Below are 20,386 nucleotides of genomic sequence, written 5' to 3'. Positions count from 1 at the left end.
AAGGGTGCGCCGCCGCCACACGCCGATCGCCGACCGGTGGAGCACCCGTACCTGCGCCCCGCGCAGCACAAGACATGGCGACCCGCCGTGGTGTCCTTGCACGCCCCGTCCGTCTGGAGGGTCCATGCACACCAGTTCCGTCCGTGGCGCGGTCCGCCCCCGCGTCACCACCGTCTCCACCGTCGGTCCGCTGCCCCAAGCCGCCGCCGACTCCTCGCCGCTCCAGCTGTTCGACCACGCCTGCCGGCGCCTTCTTGTGCAGGGCGCCTCCTTCACCGACTCCGTGGTGCACCAGATCCGCACCGAGGTGCCGCACTATGCCGACCCGGTACTCTCGCCGCCCGACCTCAAGCAGTCCGCGCACACCGGCATCCGCCTCGGGCTGGAGGCCGCCCTCGATCCGGGCCGCATCGTGGACATCGAGCGATACACCCGTGAGCTCGGCATACGCCGTGCCGAGGAGGGCCGCCCCCTCGACGAGGTGATGCACGCCTTCCGGGTCGCCGGCTCGGAGGTCTGGAACGGGATCATCAGCGTCGTGGAGCGGGACGGGCTCGGCGACCAGCGTCACCTCGTGCGCGTGGCGGAGCTGGTGTGGAAGATGAACAATCGCGACGCCGTCCTGGTCGCCGACGCCTACCGCCACGTCGCCACGGGCGTGGCCAGCCGGCACAACGAGCGGGTGCGCCTGATCCTCGCCGCCGTCCTGGAGAGCCGTAACGACCCGGCGTTCATCCAGGACGCCGCGTCGATCCTCAATCTGCCGCCCGACGGACGCTTCGCGGTGGCGGAGCTGCGGGCCACGCCGCCCTTCGGCCGTGCACCCGACGCCGTCCCGGAGATCCGTGGCATGCGCGTCCTGCGCCACGCCGGCGCACAGCGCGATGTGCTCGTCGCCCACCTCGGCGACCACCCACTCGACGCGCTCGCCTCCGCCCTCGACGCCGGACCCGGCATGCGCATCGGCATCAGCCCCGTCGTCCACGGGCTGGAGAACCTGCCCCGGGCGAGGGAGATGGCCGGACTCGCCCTGCGCACCTGCCGCGCGGACGGGGAGGTCGCCCGGCTCGACGCCCGTCTGCCCGACGGTCTGCTGGTCTCACGGCCGGACCTGTCCGCCGAGCTGGCCCTGCGGGTGCTCCGGCCGCTGTACGTCCTGGAGCCCGCCGACCGCGAAACGCTGATCGACACGCTCGGAGTGTGGATCGAGAAGGGCGGCTCCGCGGTCCAGGCGGCCCGGCACATGCTGTGCCACCGCAACACGGTGCTGAACCGGCTGCGCCGCTTCGAGCAGATCACGGGTCTCGAACTGTCCCGCCCCCGCGATCTCGTACGGCTCACGCTCGCCTTCGACACACTCCAGCTGCTCGGGCCGGCGGCCGTCCTCGGCTGCGGGGACGCCTGGGACTCCGACCCGGAAAGCTGAAGCCGCACGGCGGTACGCCCGTCCGGCACGCGTGGTACGCACGGGAGTACTGCCATTTGGCACGCGTACGGCTTCACGGCGGTGGACAGCTCCCCGCACGCGTATCACCGTGGCCGGATTCCTTACCGCGGATGGCCGAATGGGCACCAGCACAGTCGCGCCCCTACGGCGTTGGGAACGGACAACGGGGTGCCCGAAGCGCATGGACTGACCGGTCGGTACGTGCTCTGGTGAGCCCTCATCAGGGGGCAGTGCCGTCAGGGGCAATGCCCTCGCCATGCATCGCCCGAGCGAGGCGATGCACGCGCATCCCTTGCCGCCAGGAGAGCTCCATGGCCCATCAGCACGCCCATCAGTACACCCCCGCGTTCCATCAAAGACCCCGGCCCCACCGGCCGGGCAGATCCTTCGCGCTCGTCAACGGACTGACCTTCGCGGTCCATCTCCTGCTTGCCTGCGCCGCAGAGGACCTGCTGGCCACCCGTGTCGCCGGACAGGTCAACCTCGGCGTCGTCGCGCTTCTCGCGCAGGGCTCGCTCCTGTTGTGGACGGCGGCGCGTTACGACCGCGCCGCCCAGGAGAGGGCCGCGTACGAGTCGGAGGAGGAGCACTGATGCTTCCTCAGGTCATGCTCGCCGCAGGCGATCCCGGCACCCTCGACCTGGACACGGGCACCCGCTCCTGGGTTCTCGTCGGCTTCCTCGCGTTCATCGTCCCGATCCTGTTCATCTGCGTGCTCAACGGCCCCGAGCGGGACCGGGTCGACGACTTCTACACGGCGGGCCGCAGGCTGCGGCCCGTCCAGGGCGCCCTCGTCCTCACCGGCGTCTACCTCTCCGCCGCGACCGTGCTCGGCACGACGGGAGCCGTCGCGGTCTTCGGCTTCGACGGCCTGTTCATCGCGATGTGCACCGTGCTGTCGCTCGGCGTCCTGCTCCTGCTGTCCGGCCCGCTGCGGGAACGCGGCACCTACACCCTCGGCGACACGTTCGCCCTGCGGACCCCGGGGCCCGCGGTCAGGATCGCGGTCGCCGTCGTCACGCTGAGCGCGTGCGTCCCGTATCTGATCGTCCAGCTCTCCGGCGCGGGCAGGACCACCGCCATGCTGCTCGGCCTGTCCGGTCCCGGCGCCGAGCAGACCGCCATCGTCATGATCGGCACCCTCGTCGTCTGCGCCACGGCCTTCGGCGGGATGCGCGGCATGATCGCGATCCAGGTGCTCAAGACGGTGATCCTGCTCGCCATGGCCGTGGCCGTGGCGGCGGTGCTGCTCCACCGCTTCAACTGGAGCCCCGACTCCCTCATCGAGGCCGCCGGGCGGGGCAGCGGCCGTCCCGAGGGCTATATGCGTCCGGGCCTGCGGTTCGCCGCCAGCAGCCCGGTCGAGGGGACGCTCGACTTCATCGGTCTGATGATCACCGTGGTGCTGGGCGTCGCATGCATGCCCCATGTCGCCACCCAGCTCAACACCGCGCCCGACGCCGCCGCGGCACGCCGTACGGTCCGCCACACCATCGCCATCGTCGGTGCCATCTGCCTGCTCACCACCGTGCTGGGATTCGGGGCCGCGGCGCTGATCGGCGCCCCGGGGATCCTCGCCGCCGACCCCGGGGCCACCAGCAGCCTGCTGATGCTCACCGCCGATCTGGCGGGCGGCTCGTCGGCGCAGACCGGCGAGGCATGGCTCGTCGTGCTGGTCTCCTGCGCGGTGTTCCTCACCACGCTGGCAGTCGTCGCGAGCGTGACGCTGGCGGCCGCCGGCTCGGTCGCCCACGACCTCGTCACCAACGTCGTCCGCCGCGGGCGCACGACCGAGGGCCGGGAGGTGGCCGCGGCCCGTATCGCGTCCGCCTTGGTCGGGGTGCTGAGCATCTGCCTCGCGGTGTGGGTGCAGGGGTGGAACATGGGCTTCCTGTCCACGATCTCCCTGGCGGTGGCGAGCTCCTGCCTGCTCCCGGCGCTGGTGTACTCGCTGTTCTGGCGCGGATTCACGCGCAGGGGGCTGCTGTGGACGCTGTACGGAGGTCTCTGCTGCGCGATCGGACTCCAGGTCCTGAGCCCCATCTTCTCCGGCAGCCCGATGGCGCTGTTCCCCGAGTGGGACATCGCCTGGTTCCCGCTGCAGACGGTCGCCCTGGTGTCGCTGCCCGCCGCGTTCCTGCTCGGCTGGCTGGGAAGCGTCACGGGACAGCGGCGTGCGGCCGCGTTGCCGGAGCAGCCCGTCAGGGCCTGACGCACGGAAGCGGCGGCCGGCGGAGCCCCTCCCACGCTCCACCGGCCGCCGCCCCCGTGCCGCGTGCAGCCTGCGGCGACGTCGCCGATACGCCGGCGCAGGCGCCGCATCCCGATCAGCCACCGGTCACGTACGGCCCGTCGACAGTGCGGGCGGGTTCCTTCTCCGCTGACCCGGATCCATACGGTCCCGCTGGTTCGACTGTTCATGCCTGACCTGCGTCCGCTTCGGTCGCCTTGACGGCTACGGCGGAGCCCTGTGTCAGGGCGGCGGCGAGCGTGATCCGCACGGCCTGGTCGGCGGTGCCCTCCTCGATCGGCTCAGCGCTGACCAGCAACCGGAAGTAGATCGGTGCGGCCAGCGTTTTGAGCAGCTCGACCGGATCGGTCTCCGCCGGGAGTTCGCCTCGCTCGATGGCGCGGGTGATCACGGGCTCGGCACGCCGGAACCGGTCGGCGAAGAGCCGCCGCCGCGCCTCGGCGATCTCCGGCAGCCGGCCCGCGTCGGAGTGCATCGCGGTCTGCACCGCCCTGCCAACCGGGCCTGTCATGCTTTGCGCGAGCGCCCGCGCGAGTGCCCGCAGGTCGCTCTCGACGGCTCCGGCGTCCGGGTGGGGATGTCGGTGCCTTGCATCAGTGCGCGGTGTGGGAAGTCGCCGTCGAGGAGGCGCAGGGGCATTGGCCCTGGCCCGGCCCTTGTCGCGGACGTGTCCGAGCGGCAGAGTGACGTTGTGATCATTCCGTTCTCACGCGACGACCTGCAGGGTGCGGTGACGGTGACGCTGGAGCGCGTCGATGATCCTGCTGCGATCGGCAAGCACCCCTCAGCCGATGGATTCCCGTGCTGCACCGCTGAGGTGGACTGTCCGGGCAAGGGTTATCGGGCACTGTTCGGCTGGGTTCAGCTGGTGCGTTCGACGGACAACTCCTCCGCCGGGGCCGCCTTCGACATGGACCCGTTCTACCTGTTCGAGGATGCGCCGTCGCCGTACGCCTTCTTCGGCATCAATCCCACCCTGTTTGACGCACCGTCACGGGCCAGGCGAGACCCGCTGGCCTGGACGGCCCACAGCTATCTGGCATGGACACCGATGGATGACACTGAACGGCGTGTGCTGCCGCTCGTCGGCTTCTCCTGGGGGTTCAACATCGACTCGGCCCGTCGCATCACGCTGCAACAGGTTCAGTCACTGACAGCTGTGGACTGGGACGCGCACCTGCCCTACCTCGGCACTTCCCACCCAGGCTGGGTATTCGACAAATGGCAGCCCGGCAGTGAGCCCTGACGGTCTTCGCGGCTCCTGGAGCACGCCGAGGCCGCGCTCGACTCCGGGGAACCGGAGAATGGCGTGGGGCCCTGGTCAACGCGATCAGTCGGATCGTCGCTCAGTTGAAGGACCCGCTCGTGGACGTGATCTCGGGGCGCATCATCCGCAGCAGTGTGCCGTGAAGGGCGCCTGACGGGCGGAAGCCCACGTCAGGCACCCTTCTCCTGTCTCTAGAAGAAGCCGAGCCTCTTCGGCGAGTACGACACCAGCAGATTCTTCGTCTGCTGGTAGTGGTCCAGCATCATCTTGTGCGTCTCGCGGCCGATGCCCGACTGCTTGTAGCCGCCGAACGCGGCATGCGCCGGATAGGCGTGGTAGCAGTTCGTCCACACCCGGCCCGCCTGGATCGCCCGGCCCGCCCGGTACGCCGTGCTGCCGTCCCTGGTCCAGACGCCGGCGCCCAGGCCGTACAGCGTGTCGTTCGCCGTCGCGATCGCGTCGTCGAAGTCCGTGAAGGACGTGACCGCGACGACCGGGCCGAAGATCTCCTCCTGGAAGATCCGCATCCTGTTGTCGCCCTCGAAGATCGTGGGCTGCACGTAGTAGCCGCCCGCCAGTTCGCCGCCGTACTCGATGCGCTGACCGCCCGTCAGGATCTTGGCGCCCTCCTGCCGGCCGATGTCCAGGTACGAAAGGATCTTCTGCAGCTGGTCGTTGGAGGCCTGGGCGCCGATCATCGTGTCCGTGTCGAGCGGATGTCCGGGCACGATCTTCTCCGTGCGGACCACCGCGGCCTCCAGGAACTCCCCGTAGCGTCCGCGCTGGATCAGCGCACGCGACGGACACGTGCAGACCTCGCCCTGGTTGAGGGCGAACATGGTGAAGCCCTCCAGCGCCTTGTCGCGGAAGTCGTCGTCCGCGGCCCACACGTCGTCGAAGAAGATGTTGGGGGACTTGCCGCCCAGTTCCAGGGTGACCGGCTTGATGTTCTCCGAGGCGTACTGCATGATCAGCCGCCCGGTCGTGGTCTCGCCGGTGAACGCGATCTTGGCGACCCGGGGGCTCGACGCCAGCGGCTTGCCCGCCTCCACGCCGAAGCCGTTGACGATGTTGAGGACACCCGGCGGCAGCAGGTCGGCGACCAGACTCAGCCACACGTGGATGGACGCCGGGGTCTGCTCGGCCGGCTTCAGCACGACCGCGTTGCCCGCCGCCAGCGCGGGCGCCAGCTTCCATGTGGCCATCAGAATGGGGAAGTTCCACGGGATGATCTGCGCGACCACACCCAGCGGCTCGTGGAAGTGGTACGCCACCGTGTCGTCGTCGATCTCGCTCAGCGAGCCCTCCTGGGCGCGCAGCGTCCCGGCGAAGTAGCGGAAGTGGTCGATCGCCAGCGGGATGTCGGCGGCCAGCGTCTCGCGCACCGGCTTGCCGTTGTCCCACGTCTCGGCGACGGCCAGCTGTTCGAGGTTCGCCTCCATCCGGTCGGCGATCCTCAGCAGGATGCCCGCGCGTTCGGCCGCCGAGGTGCGGCCCCACGCCGGCGCCGCCGCGTGGGCCGCGTCCAGGGCGCGCTCGACGTCCTCGGCCGTGCCGCGGGCGATCTCGGTGAACGGGCGGCCGTCGACCGGGCTCGGGTTCTCGAAGTACTGGCCGCGTGCCGGTTCGACGTACTCGCCACCGATCCAGTGGTCGTAGCGCGACGCGTAGGAGACGACGGAGCCTTCGGCGTTCGGCTTTGCGTATCGGGTCATGTCCTGGGCCTCCCGGTGGGGGCGCCGCCCGCCGTTGGGCGGCGCTTGCGCAGAGGCTAGGAAGCGGAACGTTGCAACCGGGTTGCGCGGCGTCGCCTCCGCGGCCGTCCCCGCCGCACGGCCGTCACCCGCGCTGCCAGGCGTCCAGCTCCGCCACGCGCGCCAGGGCAGCCGCCCGCCGGCCGGGCGGCAGCACGGACGCCAGCGCCCGCCACGCGGGCAGGTCGGCCTCGCCCCACGTGCTGTACGCCCAGTCCGCCAGCAGCGCCGGATCACCGCGCGCGATCAGCGCCGCACGGAGCTGGTTCTCCAGGCGCCCGCGCAGCCGGACCACCGCGGGCGCCTGCGACGTCGGCAGCAGCGGACCCGCGTACACCCCCACCGCATCGGTCACGGCACCGGACGCCAGCCGCCGCGTCACCGTGTCGAAGTCGGCGTCGACCGGGGCCGCGAGCCGGTAGGGGCGCGAGCGCAGCAGGCCGGGGCCGAGCAGGTGCCGCAGCCGGGACAGTTCCGCGCGCAGGGTCACCGGGGTGACCGTCTCGTCCTCGTACAGCTCGACCAGCAGCTCGTCGCCGCCGATGCCGTCGGGGCGGCCGGCCAGGACGACGAGGATCTCGCTGTGCCGGCGGCTGAGCCGCAGCCTGCGGCCTGCGACGGTCAGCAACGCCTCGTCCCGCCCGAGCGCTGTCAGCCGCAGGGCCTCGGCCGCGGGCGGCGGGGCGAGCAGGGCCAGCTGCGACTCGGCGGCCCGCGCCACGGCCCCGACGAACGCGAGGCTGTGCGGGTGGGCGAGCTGGTCCCCGCCGGTGATGTCCACCGCGCCGAGCACGCGGCCCGTGGCCGGGTCGTGGATCGGGGCGGCGGCGCACGTCCACGACTGGACGGGCCTGCGGAAGTGCTCGGCGGCGAACACCTGCACCGGCCGCCCCACGGTGATCGCCGTACCGGGCGCGTTCGTGCCCGCGACCGCCTCGGCCCAGCGGGCACCCGGCACGAAGTTCATCCGGCTCGCCTTCCGGCGCGTCGCCGGAGGTCCCTCCACCCACAGCAGCCGGCCGTGGGCGTCGCAGACGGCCACCAGGTGCCCGCCGTCCGTCGCGTACGCGCCGGTCAGTTCACGGATCACCGGCATCACCCGGGCCAGTGCGTGACTGTCCCGGTACGCGCCGAGGTCCTCCCCGTCGAGGTCCACGCCCGCCATGCCCTCCGGGCTGACCCGGGCGCGCGCTGAGCGCCGCCAGGAGTCCGCCACCTCGGGCCGTACGGGCACCTCGACACGGCCCCCCGTCACATAGGCGTCGTACGCCCGGCGCAGCGCCGCGCTGCGTTCGGCCGGATCGGCGCCGGATTCCAGGGCCACCCACGGATCGCTCACATCGCCCTCCCGCGCCCATCGTCACCCGGTCGGCGGGGTCCGACAAGGACCGTGCGCCGGTCGTGCGGCCCGACGTTCCGGGCGGTCCCTCAGGCGAAGTCGACGAGCCGGATGTAGCGGCTCCAGTCCCAGTAAGGGCCCGGGTCGGTGTGCGTGGCGCCCGGCACCTCGCAGGTGTGGTTGGTGTCGCAGACGCCGGTCGGCGGCGGCTCGCCGGGGAGGGGCATCGGGAGGCGGTGCGTCAGTCCTCCGCCGTGCGCTCGCCCAGCGCGAGCGCCAGCGCCGAGGCCGGATCCGCGGACGCGGGACCCGCCGGCGCCCACACCGCACGCTCACGGCGGTAGGGCCACCAGCGGCCGTCCGGGCCCAGCCGCAGCTGCACCTGCGCTCCGACCACCGTCCAGCGTGCCGCGCCGGCCGGCCGCAGCCGCGGGCGGCTTGACTCGTCCCCCTCGGCCCACGCCGCGTCGAGAGCCGCCGCGGCTCGTGCCGCCGACGCCGGATCGGGCGTGACGTCGTCCTCCAGGACGGCGAGCGAGGCGGCCCCGCCGTACCGCCACGCCCGTACGGCGAGGTCGAGCTCCGCACCACTGCGTCCGGTGCCCGTCGCGATCCGCCCCTCGATGACGGGCCCGGGGGACGACGCCGCCATGCGCACCGCGTCCTGGCGGGGGGTCAGCACGGGGGAAGGCCCAGCCTCCTCGTGGCCCGGGGCGAGCGCCGCCGCCAGCAGCGAGCGGGCGCGCGCGGCCGCGTCCGCCGCGAGGAACTGCAGGGCATCCGGGTCGATCCCGGGCGCCGGGCGGGTTTCCGTGTCCAGCGCCGGCGGGGGCCCGGCCTCCTCGGGCAGGGGCGGGGGAGGGGGCAGTGGAGGCAGGATGTCCCGGGCCGCGAACGCCTCGTCGGCCCGTACGCCCGTGACCTCCGGGGGCTCGTCCTGCGGCGGCGACTGCGGCGACGGCGTACTCGCGCGCGCCACGCTGCGTGCCTGGAGCTCGTCCAGCAGCCTTCGCTCCGCGCGGCCCCGCATCAGCAGCAGCACGAACGGGTCCTGGTCCAGCAGCCGTGCGACCTGGTAGCACAGCGCGGCCGTGTGGAAGCAGTGGTCCCAGGCGTCGCAGGTGCACTTGGGCTCCAGATCGCCGATGCCGGGGAGGAGTTCCACCCCTGCCGCGGCCGCGTCCTCCACCAGATGCGGGGGCATCTCCCGGTCGAGCAGGGCCGCGATGTGCCCCGCCCGGTCCACCGCCGTGCCGAGGAACCGGTCCCACTCCGCCTCGTCGAGCTCCCGCAGCAGCACGTCGCTGCGGTACGCGGTGCCGTCCCGGTCACGGACGACCGCGGTGATCCGGCCGGGCCGCACCGACACCGCGCCGACCGCCCCCTCGCGCGCGTGCCGGCGGCCCTTCTTCAGCTGCTCGCCGTCCAGCGCCGTGTCCTCCAGCGCCTTGAGCCAGGCCCGTCCCCACCAGGTCTGTGCGAAGCCCCTGCCCCGCTCGGGAGGCAGCGCGTCGAACGTCAGCTCCACGTCAGGTGTTCCGCTCATCGTCCGCTCCCCCGCAGTTCCACCAGTTCCGCCAGTTCGGCGTCGGTCAGCTCCGTGAGCGCCGCCTCGCCGGAGCCGAGCACCGCGTCCGCCAGCTCCCTCTTCCGGTCCAGCATCTGCGCGATGCGGTCCTCGATGGTGCCCTCGGCGACGAGCCGGTGCACCTGCACGGGCCGGTCCTGGCCGATGCGGTACGCACGGTCGGTGGCCTGCGCCTCGACGGCCGGGTTCCACCAGCGGTCGAAGTGCACGACATGCTCCGCCCTGGTGAGGTTGAGCCCTGTGCCCGCTGCCTTCAACGACAGCAGGAACACGGGCACGTCACCGTTCTGGAAGCGCAGGACCATGGCCTCGCGCTCGGCGACGGGCGTACCGCCGTGGAGGAACTGGGTCGGTACGCCCCGGGCCGCCAGGTGCTCCTCCAGCAGCCGTGCCATCCGCACGTACTGGGTGAACACGAGCACGCTCGCGTCCTCGGCCAGGATCGTGTCCAGCAACTCGTCCAGCAGTTCCAGCTTTCCGGAGCGGTCCGCGATCCTCGGCCGCTCCTCCTTGAGGTACTGCGCGGGGTGGTTGCAGATCTGCTTGAGCCCGGTGAGCAGCTTGACCACGAGACCGCGCCGCTCCATGCCGCCGGCCTCCGAGATCGCGGCGAGGGTCTCGCGCACCACCGCCTCGTACAGTCCGGCCTGTTCCGGGGTGAGGGACACCGCCCGGTCGGTCTCGGTCTTGGGCGGCAGTTCGGGTGCGATGCCCGGATCGGACTTGCGCCTGCGCAGCAGGAACGGCCGCACGAGCGCGGAGAGCCGGGCGGCGGCCGCGGGGTCTCCCCCCTCCACCGCCTGGGCGTAGCGGGTCCGGAACGTACCGAGTTTGCCGAGCAGGCCGGGCGTGGTCCAGTCGAGGATGGCCCAGAGCTCGGAGAGGTTGTTCTCGACGGGTGTGCCGCTGAGCGCGACGCGTGCCTGGGCGCCGATGGTCCGCAGTTGCCGGGCGGTCGCCGAGTACGGGTTCTTCACGTGCTGGGCCTCGTCGGCGACGACCATGCCCCACGGCACCTCGGCGAGCCGTGCCGCGTCCAGCCGCATCGTGCCGTACGTCGTGAGGACGACCTCGCCCTCGACCAGGGCGTCGAGCGAGCGGGTGGAGCCGTGGAATCGGCGCACCGGCGTGCCGGGTGCGAAACGCTCGATCTCCCGCTGCCAGTTGCCCATCAGGGAGGTGGGGCAGACGACGAGGGTGGGTCCGGCGGCCGAGGGGTCCGTCTGCCGGTGCAGATGGAGCGCGACGACGGTGATGGTCTTGCCGAGTCCCATGTCGTCGGCGAGACACCCGCCGAGGCCCGAAGACGTCATTCGGTGGAGCCAGTTGAGGCCCCTCAGCTGGTAGTCGCGCAGGGTCGCGGCCAGCGCCGCGGGCTGGGCGACCTCCTGCGGCCCGCCCTCCGGGTCGGTGAGCCGTTCGCGCAGCCGTTGAAGGGGACCGGCCGCCGTCACCTCGACACGCCGGCCGTCGACCTCCGCCGAACCGGTGAGCACGGCGCCGAGCGCGTCGATCGGTGCCACCTTGCGGTCCTGGCTGTCCCGGGCCCGCCGCGCCTCTTCGGGGTCGATGAGCACCCATGCGTCGCGCAGGCGCACCAGAGGCCGGCCCGCCGCGGCGAGCCGGTCGAGCTCGGACCGGGTCAGCTGCGTGTCCCCCAGCGCGAAGCGCCAGTTGAAGGCGAGGAGGGCGTCGGCCGACAGGAAGGACGGCAGCCCGGAGGACTCCCGGGCCGTCGCGTCTGCGCCTGCGCTGTCCGCCGAGTCGCCGTCGACCGGGCCGACGACAGCGCGGGCGGTGAGACGCCGGGCCAGTTGCCGTGGCCAGTGCACCTGGAGCCCGGTCGCCGCGAGCGCGCGCGTTGCGTCGCCGAGCAGTTCGGCGATGTCCTCGTCGGCGAGTTCGATCGCGTCGGGGACGGCGGCGTGCAGCAGCGGGGCGAGCGGAGGCCAGGCGCGCGCGGCACGGCGCAGGGCGAGCAGGGCGTCCAGCCGGGCGCGGGGTCCGAAGGCAGCGGCCGAGGCGCCCGTGCCGGCCCAGACGTCCGCCGCGTCGGCGGCCAGCGCCGGGTCGCTCACACTGTGCATCTGCACCACGGCCCGGAAGGACGGGCCGGTGCCGCCGTCCGAGTCGGCCGTGTCGAGGCCCAGGACCTCGATACGCAGGGACAATCGCACACCCGCGTCGTGCCCGGCCGCGATGTCGGCGGCCCACTCCCGCTGGTCGGGGAGTCGCAGCGGCTCCTGTGCCGCGAACGCCGGGCCGCCTGCCGCGAGCGGTGCCGCGGGGCTGCGGGGCAGTCCGTCGGCCACGGCGTCGACGAACTGCCGCAACAGCCGCTCCGGTTCCGGCAGCATCAGCGGGTCGGCCGCCGGGTCGAGAGGCACCGCGTGTGCTGCGGGAGGCATGGACGCCGCCAGCGTTCGCAGCCGGTCCAGGTCCTCGGGGGTGAGCGGCCCCATGCGCCAGGCGTCGTTGTCGGCGGCGCTCAGCCCGGGCAACAGCAGGCCGCGGGCGGTCAGTTGCAGTGCGAACACCGCGGCCGCCCCCCAGAACGCTGCCGCGTCTGAGGCGCCGGACAGCGCGCGTGCGCGGGTCAGGACGGGCAGCGCGTCGGCGACGGACAGCAGCAGTGCCGGTGCGTCGGCGGTGTGCACGGCCTCCGTGACGACGGTGATCGTGCCGCGCTCACCGGTTCGGTACTCGGTGGCCGGCGCGTCGTCACCGTCCGGGAGCAGGAAGGCGACGCGTCCGGCCCTGGCCGGATCATCCGCCAGGAACAGCGCTGGGCAGCGGGCGAGGGCGGAGACGGCGGATACGGAGAGCGTGAGTTCGGCGGGCGGAGACGGCGTTGCCGTGGGGGCCATGTGCACAGCGAAGACGCATTCCTCAAATTTGACTACTCAGGTCCGGAGCCGCCGAGAGTACCTCACGGCGAGCTGCGGACGGGCCCGATCCGGGTGTGACACGGGTCACGGACGGGCGGCGCGTGACGACAGAGGGTGCAGTCGGCACCACCCCGGGGGGCGGGCATGCCCCCGAACGAACCGGGTGGTGCCGTCATGGCCCACCGGGTACGGCGATCCCTACGGTGGGTGCAGGTCGCGGCGGCGGTGGGATCGGCACCGACCGCCCGACATCCCTGCGCGGCCGGCGGCCGGCCCCTCGGTTCTTCCCTCTCTCGACCCACCCTTCGGCCGTCAGCAGCTCGCGCCCCAGCCATCAGCCCGCACACCCACAGACGGAGACCTCATGCCCCAACCCACCGCCACCCTCGCGGCCCCCGCCGCCGCGCCACCCACCCGCGGCGCAGGCGTCGCAGCCCCTGGCCCCGCGGCAGTGGGGAGCGAGTTCGCCCCGCTGCTGCGGACCGTCAAGGAGCAAGGGCTCCTGGAACGCAGGCCGGGCTGGTACGCCCGCGGCATCACCGTGAACCTGCTGGCCCTGGCAGCGATGATCACCGGCATGGCGCTGACCGGCGGTTCCTGGTGGGTGCTCCTGCTCGCCCCGCTCTTTGCCCTGTTCTCCGCCCGCGCCGCCTTCTTCGGCCATGACGCCGGGCACGCGCAGATCACCGGCGACCGCCGCAGGAGCCGGCTCATCCAGCTCGTCCACGCCAATCTGCTCCTCGGCATGAGCCAGGAATGGTGGAACGACAAGCACAACCGGCATCACGCCAACCCCAACCACGTGGACAAGGACCCCGATGTCGCGCCCGACGTCCTGGTCTTCACCACCGCGCACGCCGCGGGCCGCGAGGGCCTGCGAGGATGGCTCACCCGGCATCAGGCGTGGCTGTTCTTCCCGCTGACCACCCTCGAAGGCATCGCGCTCAAGGTGTACGGATTCCGGGCGGTCCTCTCCCGCACGCCCTCGGTCCGCCAGAGCCCGCGTGAACGGGCCGTCGAAGCGGCCCTGCTCCTCGCCCATGTCACCGCGTACACGACCCTGCTGCTGACCGCCATGCCGCTCGGCCGGGCCCTCGTCTTCGGCTTGCTGCACCAGATGGTCCTCGGGCTCCATCTGGGCATGGCGTTCGCTCCCAACCACAAGGGCATGGAGATGCCCGACGGCGAGCACGGCAAGGACTGGGGCCATCTGCGCCGCCAGGTCCTCACCTCACGCAACATCAGGGGCGGCCCCGTCACCGACTGGTTTCTCGGCGGCCTCAACTACCAGATCGAGCACCATCTCTTTCCGAGCATGCCGCGGCCCCACCTCGCCCTCGCCCGGCCCCTGGTGCGTGCCCACTGCCGCGCCCTGGCGGTTCCGTACACGGAGACCGGGCTGATCGACTCGTACCGACAGGCCCTGGGGCATCTGCGCGACGTGGGCGAGCCCCTGCGCCTCGACGCGTGACCGCTGCGCACCGGCGCACAGGGGAACCGGCGGCCGGGCGCGAACGTTCCTCCCACAGGAGCGGCCACAGCCGCGGAGGAGGCTACGGAAATGTCGACACGTACGAAGATCGTGATCGGGGGAGTGGCTGTCGGCCTGCTCCTGATGCCGCTGATCGGATTCTGGCAGTCGCTGCTGGTGGTGCTCGGCGTGCCGGCCGTGGCGTATCTGATGCTCGACCCGGGTCAGCGCCGCAGGCTGCGCCGAGTCTCCCGGCGCGAGATCGGCCGCTGACCGGCGGACGAAGACCCCGAGGGGCGGGGCGGGCCGCATCCGTGCGGCCCGCTTCCGTGTGCGGATCGTCATGCTTCCCGGAGGGACAGGGGCGTGGACGATCATTGACCCGCGAGATCAGCGACAACGGGAGGGGAGCTCGACGATGGGTGCGGCAGTAGCAGCGGTCAGCAGCAACGGGGAGTACTCGTTCACCAAGCCGAACCGCGACAGCATCACGCTGCTCGCGGGGCTCGGGGTGGAGGGCGACGTCCACGCGGGCGTCACCGTCAAGCACCGGTCGCGCCTCGCGCAGGACCCGACCCGGCCCAACCTCCGTCAGGTGCATCTGATCCACGAGGAACTGTTCGCCGAGGTGGCCCGGTCCGGTTTCGAGGTGACCCCCGGCGATCTCGGGGAGAACGTGACCACCACGGGGATCGACCTGCTGTCACTCCCCGTCGGCACACTGCTGAGGCTCGGCCCGGAAGCGGTCGTCGAGGTGACCGGCCTGCGCAATCCCTGCCTGCAGATCGACGCCTTCCAGGACGGCCTGCTCAAGCAGGTCGTCGGACGCGACGAGTCGGGTGCAGTCGTGCGCAAGGCCGGAATCATGGGCGTGGTCAGGACCGGGGGCATGGTCCGGCCGGGCGACCTGATCGACGTCGAACTCCCCGAGGGCCCGCACCGCCCGCTCGAACGGGTCTGAGACCGCCGCGCCCGAGACGGGCCCGGGCGTCAGCCCGGTCCCAGGTCCGCGGCGCGCGGGTGAGGCCGGGCCGTGGCAGCGGTCACGCGGGGTGGACGGCGACCTTCTCCAACCCCTCGAGCAGACCCGGAAGTTCGGGCCCGCGTCCCACCGGGATCACTTCGCCGGGCTCTTCGTCGAGCAGGACGAACGCGATGTCGTCCGTCCTCGCGACCATCGACCAGCCGGGCCCGTCGGCACGGATCGTCCGCGCCCCGCCGGGAGCGAACGACGACCGGACCCGTCCGGGCGGCGGGGCCGACTCGGTGTAGGCGCGGGCCTCGCCGAGCGCACGGCGTACTCCCTCGCTCAGCCCGCCCGATGCCGTCCCGGCGCCCGCCTCCGCCGCGCGGGAGGGCCCTGGCGCCCCGGCGGAGTCAGCGCCGTCCGGTCTGGCAAGGCCGGTCTGTTCGCGCCACTGCGCCCACTGCAGGGCGATCTCGTCCGCGCCCAGCCTGCGCTGGGCCGGACCCCAGCGGCGCGTGTCCGGCGGCGCCAGCGGCGGCCGGTCGCCCTCCTCGGGGGCAGGGTCGTGCGGCGAGGGCAGGTTGGGCGCGGCAACGGCCACGGCCAGGGGCCAGCCCGGCAGCGCGGCCACCATCGAGCGCTCGTCGGGGGACAGGTCGTACTCCATGCCGCAGTCCCACGAGGCGATGGCCACCGCGACGAGGGACACGTCGTCGACCACCACCGTCCAGCGGGCGCCGTCCGCGTCCTGCCCGAGGACCAGCCCGTACCCCTCGGCGTACGGTTCGAGGCCCAGGGCCCCGCAGGCGGCGGGATAGTCGTCCCCGAGCACGCTGGGGAACTGCGCGGGTGTGAGCAGTACCGCGGTCAGCACATACAGCGCGTCGTCGTCGACGGCCTCTTCCGCCCCGGCCACGGCAACCTCCCCGTCCGATCGTTCGTCGGCGCACCTTAACCAGTGGGTAACCGGTGCGTCGAGGGTTCTCGGAACTAAATCGGCCGGGACGGTTCCGCTCCGGGCAGGCCGAGGAGACCGCGCGCGACGGCCTCCACGGGTTCGTCCCGCTCACGGGCGAGGGCGATGACCGCGCGGCAGGCGAGCTCGTTGATGCCGAAGACCAGCGCGTCGGGCGCGACCCAGCCCGCCGCCTCGTCTATCCGGTCCCAGTCGTCCTCGACGCTCGCCGCCACATAGGTCGCGGCGGCCTCGAACACGTTGTGCTGGGGAGGACGTCCGTGGCCGGACGGCAGGGCCGGGCGCGCGGGACGGGCGACGAACCACTTGCGGAACCGGTCGAACACTCGGACCACCTTCCCCTGGGAGAGGGAGCGGCGGATGCCGCCGACTCCTCAAGTGTTCCACTTTCGCAAGCGGTTCGAACGGATGGAGCGTGTGTCCGAACGGGGCGTTGCCGCCGAGCCGCTCCCGCCGCCTCAGGACCCGGTCTCGCGCACCGCCAGAGCCAGGAAGCGGTCGTCCCGGTCCGTGTACGAGGTCAGCCGCCAGCCCGAACCGGCCAGAAGCGGACGGAGGTTGGTCTCCGCCCGCAGGTCGTCGTCGGTGATCGTGCGACCGTGGCGGGCGGCGAGCGCGGCGCGTCCGATGGGGTGGAAGAGCGCGAGCGCGCCACCGGGCCTCACGACCCGGCCGAGCTCGCGCAGGTTCTCCGCCGGGTCCGGCAGGTGAGAGATCAGCCCCGCGCCGAACACGGCGTCCAGTGATCCGGAGCGCAGCGGAAGGCGGCCCACGTCACCGAGCACCAGCAGCCCGCTGCGCCCGCGTCCCGCCCGGGCGGCCTCGTGCAGCATCTCGGGCGTGAGATCGACGCCGACGACGCTGCCGCGCGGACCCACGGCGGCGCGCAGCGGTTCCAGCGCGCGCCCAGTGCCGCAGCCGGCGTCGAGCACCCGGTCGCCGGGACGCAGGTCGAGGTCCGCGACGGCGGCGGCGTACGCGGGTCCGTCGTCGGGGAAACGGCTGTCCCAGCCCGCGGCACGCGCGCCGAAGAACTCCTGAACCTTCGTGTGGTCGTCGGCCATGCGTCCATGATCCGGCACGAGGGGCCGGCGCGTCACCCGGCCGTTCTGTGCACATGTTCGGACGGTGCACGATCGTTCAGGAACATCTCTCCGTCATATTCCATCAGCTTGCGAAGTGCGCCCGGCGCACGCCTCCCGGGGGGCTAGCGTCCCTGGCCCATGGGACACCTGGACCACGCCGCCTTCGGCCTGCTGACGCCTGCGCTGTCGTACCTGATGGCCGTCATCGGCGCCGCCCTCGGACTGCGCTGCACCGTGCGCGCCCTGGGCACGACCGGCCGGACCCGCCGGAACTGGCTGCTCACCGCCGCGTCCGCCATCGGCACCGGCATCTGGACGATGCACTTCGTCGCCATGCTCGGCTTCGCCGTCCGCGGCACCGACATCCGCTACGACGTGCCGCTGACCGTCCTCAGCCTGCTGGTCGCCATGCTCGTCGTCGGCGCCGGCGTGTTCTGCGTCGGCTACGGCCGCGACCGGCTACGGGCCCTGCTGGTCGGCGGCCTGTCGACCGGCCTCGGCGTGGCGAGCATGCACTACATGGGGATGGCCGCCCTGAGACTGCACGGGAGCGTGCACTACGACCCCCTGCTGGTCGCCCTGTCCGTCGCCATCGCCGTGGTCGCCGCCACGGCGGCCCTGTGGGCGGCCCTCAACATCAAGTCGCCCCTCGCCGTCGCGGTCGCCTCACTCGTCATGGGCGCCGCCGTCAGCAGCATGCACTACACCGGGATGCTCGCCGTCTCCGTGGAGGTGACGCCCGCCGCTGGGCGGCTGCCCGGTTCCGGAGCGATGCAGTTCATCTTCCCGCTCGCCGTGGGGCTCGGTTCCTACCTCTTCGTCACCTCGGCCTTCGTGGCGCTCACCCCGACAGGAGGCGAACGCGCCGCCTACGCCTCGGCCGGCCGGTACGAGGAGTCCGACGAAGGCCAGGGCGCCGCGGCCCCGGTGACCACCCCGCACACCGCAGCACCTCCCCCGGCGCCCGAACGCACCACCGAACCCCCTGCCGCCCCGACCACCACGGCGAGCGCCTGACCGGCCGACGGCCCAGCCGCCGGTCCGCATCCGGAACGAGGAGGACATGCGCACACCCCGCAGGAGCCCGGGCGACGAGACCCGGCCCCCGACCCCGCCGTCCACCGGGCCGGCGGCCCGCCGACGGCGCGCACACGCCGGGGCGCCCGCGGTCGAGCACACCGGGCAACGGTCCGGGCAGCCGCGGCCTCCCGCCCGTCCCGCCGGCCGAAGACGCCTCCTCCCGCGGCCCCGTACCGTACGGGCCAAGGTCATCTCGTTGCTGATGGTGCCCGTGGTGTCCCTGCTGGCACTCTGGGGCTTCGCGACCGTGACGACCGCTCAGGATGTGGCGCGCCTGCGCCAGTCGCAGCGCATCGACGAGCAGATCGGTGAACCGGTCGCCGCCCTCGTCGCCGCCGTGCAGGCCGAGCGCCGCGCCGCACTCCACCGCATCGCCGCCCCCTCCGCCGACCGCGGCGCCGCACTCCGGTCGGCGTCCCGGCGCACCGACGACGCCGCGCGCCGGCTGCGCCTCGACGGCGGGAACACGGTCGCCGCGGGAGGCGAGGCGCCGAGCGAAGTGGCCGCGCGCCTCGGTGCGTTCGTCGCACTCGCGGAGAAGCTGGGACCGGCGCGCAGGGCCGCCGAGGGCGACAGGAACGCCTGGAACACCGCGTACGAGACCTACAACGACGTCGTCACCGCCGGCCTCGCCGTCGGCGGTGCCGTCGCCGGCGTCCAGGAGGGCGGCCGCGCGTCCGACGCCCGCGTCCTGCTCGAACTCGACCGGGCCGGCGAGATGCTCGCCCGCGAGGACGTTCTCGTGACCTCGGCCCGGCTCACCGGCTCCTTCGACGCGCAGCGGCTGCGCATGTTCACCGGCGCGGCGGCGGCCCGCACGGCACTCACCGACGGTGCGGTGGCCGATCTGCGGGGCCCCGCACGCGCGGCCTGGCACGCACTCTCCGGCCGGCCCGCCTACCGGCAACTGGCCGACGCGGAGCAGCGCGTGGCCGCGGCACGTCCCGGCCGTGCGGCGGCCACGGCCGTGTCCGCGGACGCCTGGGCGAAGGCGCGCACCGCCGTCGGCGACGGGCTCCTCGGCATCGGGACCGACGCCCGCCGCAGCGCCAAGAGCGACGCCGACCCCGTCGCGGCCGGGCTGCTGACCCCGGCGGGCGCGGCCGTGCTCCTCGGCCTCGCCGCCGTCGCCGTGTCCCTCGTCATCTCCGTGCGCATCGGCCGGGCGCTCGTCGTCGAACTCGTCTCCCTGCGCAACAGCGCACTGGAGATCGCCCGGCGCAAACTGCCGCAGGCCATGAGCCGGCTGCGCACCGGTGCGCAGATCGACATCCGGGCCGAGGCACCGCCCGGCGCCGCGACCGACGACGAGATCGGACAGGTCGGCGAGGCCCTCGCGACCGTGCACCGGGCGGCGCTCAGCGCCGCCGTCGAACGCGCCGAACTCGCCGGCGGCATCTCGGGCGTCTTCGTCAACCTCGCCCGCCGCAGCCAGACCCTTGTCCACCGCCAGCTGGCCCTGCTCGACGCCATGGAGCGCCGCGCCGACGACCCCGGCGAACTCGGCGACCTCTTCCGCCTCGACCACCTCACCACGCGGATGCGCCGCCATGCCGAGAGCCTGATCATCCTGTCCGGCGCCGCACCCGGCCGTGCGTGGAGCAGACCCGTCCCTCTGACCAGCGTCGTGCGCGCAGCCGTCTCCGAGATCGAGGACTACGCGCGCGTGGAGGTCCGGCAGCTGCCCGAGACGGCCGTCCTCGGCGCGGCCGTCGCCGACATCACCCACCTGCTCGCCGAACTCGTGGAGAACGCCGCCCAGTTCTCCCCGCCGCACACCAAGGTCCGCATCACCGGCGAATACGTCGGCAACGGCTACGCGCTGGAGATCGAGGACCGCGGGCTGGGCATGGGGACGGAAGCCCTGGCCGAGGCCAACCGGAAGCTGGAGGAGTCCGAGGCACTGGACCTCTTCGACAGCGACCGCCTCGGGCTGTTCGTCGTCAGCCGCCTCGCCTCCCGTCACGGCATCAAGGCGCAGCTGCGCACCTCTCCCTACGGCGGCAGCACTGCGGTGGTGCTGCTGCCGACCGCGCTGCTGAAGGGTGCCCTGCCCGCGGGCGCGGACGGCCGCGCGCCCGGAGCGGTCTCGCGCACACCGCAGGGCCGGGACCAAGGGACCGCGCGCGAGCAGCCGGCCGCAGCCCGGCCCGGCGACCGGCGAACGCCCGGCCTCCCGGCCGAGGGTCCGAGGGCGGGCGAGCCGGCGGCGGGCCGCGAAACCGTGCCGGTACCGGACCCCCGGTTCCCGGCGGACGCCCCGGCCGGGCCCG

The 20,386-nt window shown here is 73.1% G+C and carries 17 protein-coding genes and 1 pseudogene; 9 read left to right on the top strand and 9 right to left on the bottom strand.

All coding sequences use genetic code 11. From position 1 onward, the window contains the following. Window positions 1–124: 124 nt before the first annotated feature. From HW130_RS20850 to HW130_RS20840, 3 genes are all read left to right on the top strand, one after another. Entirely contained in the window at window positions 125–1,426 is a 1,302-nt protein-coding gene (locus HW130_RS20850) for a CdaR family transcriptional regulator (protein WP_177151173.1), read from the top strand. Window positions 1,427–1,758: 332 nt separating this feature from the next. Then, window positions 1,759–2,040 carry a hypothetical protein gene (locus HW130_RS20845; RefSeq protein ID WP_177151172.1) on the top strand — a complete coding sequence of 94 codons (282 nt, stop codon included), beginning with the start codon at window positions 1,759–1,761 and terminating at the stop codon, window positions 2,038–2,040. Further along, window positions 2,040–3,659: a cation acetate symporter gene (locus HW130_RS20840; RefSeq protein WP_177151171.1), complete on the top strand. Its 1,620-nt coding sequence runs from the start codon at window positions 2,040–2,042 to the stop codon at window positions 3,657–3,659. Before HW130_RS20845 ends, HW130_RS20840 begins: the two co-directional genes overlap by 1 nt. A gap of 205 nt (window positions 3,660–3,864) precedes the next feature. Here the strand turns inward: HW130_RS20840 and HW130_RS20835 are convergent, their stop codons facing one another. Beyond that, window positions 3,865–4,380, bottom strand: a complete 516-nt coding sequence (locus HW130_RS20835) for a TetR-like C-terminal domain-containing protein (RefSeq protein WP_177151290.1) — start codon at window positions 4,378–4,380, stop codon at window positions 3,865–3,867. 9 nt (window positions 4,381–4,389) lie between these two features. On the opposite strand from HW130_RS20835, the gene HW130_RS20830 reads away from it, so the two are divergent. Continuing rightward, window positions 4,390–4,944 carry a hypothetical protein gene (locus tag HW130_RS20830; RefSeq protein WP_177151170.1) on the top strand — a complete coding sequence of 185 codons (555 nt, stop codon included), beginning with the start codon at window positions 4,390–4,392 and terminating at the stop codon, window positions 4,942–4,944. A gap of 212 nt (window positions 4,945–5,156) precedes the next feature. On the opposite strand, the gene adh is transcribed toward HW130_RS20830, so the two are convergent. The 5 genes and pseudogenes from adh to HW130_RS20805 form a co-directional block, all read right to left on the bottom strand. Then, a complete protein-coding gene (gene adh, locus HW130_RS20825; RefSeq protein ID WP_177151169.1) occupies window positions 5,157–6,680 on the bottom strand; it encodes an aldehyde dehydrogenase in 1,524 nt (507 codons plus the stop codon). A 124-nt stretch (window positions 6,681–6,804) separates the two neighbouring features. Beyond that, window positions 6,805–8,058, bottom strand: coding sequence for a GAF domain-containing protein (locus tag HW130_RS20820; RefSeq protein ID WP_177151168.1), 1,254 nt, complete (start codon window positions 8,056–8,058; stop codon window positions 6,805–6,807). A gap of 89 nt (window positions 8,059–8,147) precedes the next feature. Beyond that, window positions 8,148–8,228, bottom strand: a pseudogene (locus HW130_RS20815) (N-acetylmuramoyl-L-alanine amidase); the annotation flags it as partial. A 71-nt stretch (window positions 8,229–8,299) separates the two neighbouring features. Then, window positions 8,300–9,604 (bottom strand): SWF or SNF family helicase, encoded by a 1,305-nt coding sequence (locus HW130_RS20810; protein ID WP_177151167.1) that lies wholly within the window; start codon window positions 9,602–9,604, stop codon window positions 8,300–8,302. Continuing rightward, window positions 9,601–12,513: a DEAD/DEAH box helicase gene (locus tag HW130_RS20805; RefSeq protein WP_177151166.1), complete on the bottom strand. Its 2,913-nt coding sequence runs from the start codon at window positions 12,511–12,513 to the stop codon at window positions 9,601–9,603. The genes HW130_RS20810 and HW130_RS20805 overlap by 4 nt, the downstream gene beginning before the upstream one ends. A 385-nt stretch (window positions 12,514–12,898) precedes the next feature. Between HW130_RS20805 and HW130_RS20800 the strand changes: the two genes are divergently transcribed. The 3 genes from HW130_RS20800 to HW130_RS20790 all read left to right on the top strand — a co-directional run bounded on the left by HW130_RS20800 (window position 12,899) and on the right by HW130_RS20790 (window position 14,966). Next, window positions 12,899–14,005, top strand: a complete 1,107-nt coding sequence (locus HW130_RS20800; protein ID WP_177151165.1) for an acyl-CoA desaturase — start codon at window positions 12,899–12,901, stop codon at window positions 14,003–14,005. Between the two features lie 90 nt (window positions 14,006–14,095). Then, entirely contained in the window at window positions 14,096–14,278 is a 183-nt protein-coding gene (locus HW130_RS20795) for a hypothetical protein (protein WP_177151164.1), read from the top strand. A gap of 145 nt (window positions 14,279–14,423) precedes the next feature. Further along, window positions 14,424–14,966: an MOSC domain-containing protein gene (locus tag HW130_RS20790; protein WP_177151163.1), complete on the top strand. Its 543-nt coding sequence runs from the start codon at window positions 14,424–14,426 to the stop codon at window positions 14,964–14,966. 82 nt (window positions 14,967–15,048) lie between these two features. Here HW130_RS20790 and HW130_RS20785 read toward each other — a convergent pair whose 3' ends face one another. The 3 genes from HW130_RS20785 to HW130_RS20775 all read right to left on the bottom strand — a co-directional run bounded on the left by HW130_RS20785 (window position 15,049) and on the right by HW130_RS20775 (window position 17,012). Further along, window positions 15,049–15,888 carry a hypothetical protein gene (locus HW130_RS20785; RefSeq protein ID WP_177151162.1) on the bottom strand — a complete coding sequence of 280 codons (840 nt, stop codon included), beginning with the start codon at window positions 15,886–15,888 and terminating at the stop codon, window positions 15,049–15,051. Between the two features lie 74 nt (window positions 15,889–15,962). Then, window positions 15,963–16,283 carry a hypothetical protein gene (locus tag HW130_RS20780; RefSeq protein ID WP_375256559.1) on the bottom strand — a complete coding sequence of 107 codons (321 nt, stop codon included), beginning with the start codon at window positions 16,281–16,283 and terminating at the stop codon, window positions 15,963–15,965. 123 nt (window positions 16,284–16,406) lie between these two features. Next, complete coding sequence (locus HW130_RS20775) at window positions 16,407–17,012, bottom strand: class I SAM-dependent methyltransferase (RefSeq protein ID WP_177151160.1); 606 nt, start codon at window positions 17,010–17,012, stop codon at window positions 16,407–16,409. 159 nt (window positions 17,013–17,171) lie between these two features. Here HW130_RS20775 and HW130_RS20770 point away from each other — a divergent pair, with 159 nt between their 5' ends. Together HW130_RS20770 and HW130_RS20765 are read left to right on the top strand one after the other, a co-directional pair. Next, window positions 17,172–18,050, top strand: coding sequence for an MHYT domain-containing protein (locus HW130_RS20770; protein ID WP_177151159.1), 879 nt, complete (start codon window positions 17,172–17,174; stop codon window positions 18,048–18,050). Window positions 18,051–18,315: 265 nt separating this feature from the next. Next, on the top strand, window positions 18,316–20,386 hold a 2,071-nt coding region (locus HW130_RS20765; protein ID WP_375256564.1), incomplete at its 3' end, for a nitrate- and nitrite sensing domain-containing protein.

It is taken from the genome of Streptomyces sp. PKU-EA00015 (genome assembly GCF_013387495.1).
Taxonomy (GTDB): Bacteria; Actinomycetota; Actinomycetes; order Streptomycetales; family Streptomycetaceae; genus Streptomyces.
Note: the sequence above shows the minus strand (reverse complement) of the source record. Positions and strands in the feature narration are given on the sequence as shown.